Source organism: Streptomyces boncukensis, assembly GCF_011045075.1.
In the GTDB taxonomy this organism is placed as follows: Bacteria; Actinomycetota; Actinomycetes; order Streptomycetales; family Streptomycetaceae; genus Streptomyces; species Streptomyces boncukensis.
This window is the reverse complement of record NZ_JAAKZZ010000883.1, coordinates 1-1799: the sequence shown is the minus strand read 5'-3', so window position 1 is coordinate 1799 and position 1799 is coordinate 1. Positions and strand designations below refer to the sequence as shown.

The following is a 1799-nucleotide window of genomic DNA, read 5'->3' as shown; positions in this document are numbered from 1 at the left end:
TGTATAAGAGACAGGCCGACGGGCCCCGTCCCCGGGGAGGCGGCGCCCGTCGGCCGCTCCTTCAACCGGCGCCCCGAGCTGTCCGTGCCGTACGCGGCACCGGCCACACCCCGGGAGAAGGAGGTCGTCGCCGTGTGGGAAGAGGTGCTGGGCATCGACAGCATCGGCGTCCACGACAACTTCTTCGACCTGGGCGGCGAATCGCTCCTGGCCATGCAGCTCGTGGCCCGGCTGCGCGACCGGTGCGGCACGGCGCTCTCGCTGCGCCGCGTCTTCGACGCGCCGACCGTCGCCGAGCTCGTCCCGCTGCTGGAGCAGGCCGCGCCCGCCACCACGGGCCGGATCCGCCCCAGCGCCCGGCGCGGCCGGCCCGCCGCCGGGACCGGGCCGCACCACGCAACCGAAGCGACCGACGAGACCGACGCGACCGACGCGACCGACGAGACGGAGTAGCCGTGTCCCTGGCCGAGCACCCCGAGCCCACCTCAGCGGCCGACGCCGGGCCGCTGCTGTTCCCCGCCTCGTACGCGCAGCAGCGCATGTGGTTCCTGCACCACCTGCGGCGGGACGACCCGTACTACAACATCCCCCTCGCGCTGCGCTGGTCGGGCCGCGTCGACCCGGCGGCGCTGGGCGAAGCGCTCAACGAGGTGGTGGCGCGCCACGAGATCCTGCGCACCACCTTCACGGCCGAGCACGGCGAGCCGCACCAGGTGGTGGCGCCCACCGGCACGGTGGAGCTGGAGACCGTGCGGCCGGCGCCCGACGAGGAGCGGCAGTGGGCGCTGGACTGGGTGGACCGGCCCTTCGACCTGACGCGCGGACCGCTGCTGCGGGCCGCGCTGCTGACCACGGCCCCCGATCAGCACCTGCTGCTGCTGTGCCAGCACCACATCATCACCGACGGCTGGTCGCTCAACCTCCTCACCCAGGAGCTGACCGCCGGCTACCGCAGGCGGCTCACCGGCGGGCCCGCGCCGCCCGCCCCGCTGGAGATCCAGTACGCGGACTTCGCCGAATGGCAGCGCGACCGGCTCGCCGGCCAGGAGCTGGACGGCCAACTGGCCTACTGGCACCGCCGGCTGGCCGGCGATCTGCCGGTGCTCGACCTGCCGGCCGACCGGCGGCGGCCCGCGGCGCAGAGCTTCCGCGGCGCCCGCGTCGACCTCACCCTGCCCGCCGAGCTGGCCGAGGCGCTCACCCGGCTCGGCCGCACCCACCACGCCACCTTGTTCATGACCCTGTTCGCCGGGGTCAGCGCGCTGCTGCACCGGCGCACCGGACAGGACGACCTGCTGATCGGCTCCCCGGTGGCCGGCCGCGAACAGGTCGAGACCGAGGCGCTGCTGGGCCTGTTCGTCAACACCCTGGTGCTGCGCGGCGACCTGTCCGGCAACCCCTCGTTCGCCACCCTGCTGGCCCGGGTCCGGCAGCTGTGCTCCGAAGCCTTCGCGCACCAGGACGTGCCGCTGGACAAGCTGGTGGAGGACCTCCAGCCGGACCGCGACGCGAGCCGCACCCCGCTGTTCCAGACCCTGTTCGCGCTCCAGACCAGCCCGGACACCGACAGCGCCGTGCCCGGCGCCGCGCTGCGGGCCGAGTCGCTGCCACGTGCCTCGACCCGCTTCGACCTGGAGTTCCACCTGTGGCAGGACGGCGAGCGGATCGGCGGCACGCTCGTCTACAGCACCGACCTGTTCGACGAGCGCACCGTGCGCGGCCTGGCCGACCAGCTGCACCGGCTGCTGGCCGAGGCCGTCCGCACCCCCGAACGCCCGCTCGCCGAACTGCCCCTGCAC

The 1799-nt window shown here is 74.5% G+C and carries 2 protein-coding genes; both read left to right on the top strand.

All coding sequences use genetic code 11. The features are described from left to right. On the top strand, window positions 1-453 hold a 453-nt coding region (locus tag G5C65_RS36680; protein ID WP_165303362.1), incomplete at its 5' end, for a phosphopantetheine-binding protein. 2 nt (window positions 454-455) lie between these two features. Further along, window positions 456-1799: condensation domain-containing protein (locus G5C65_RS36675; protein WP_206442680.1), on the top strand; the 1344-nt coding region annotated here is incomplete at its 3' end.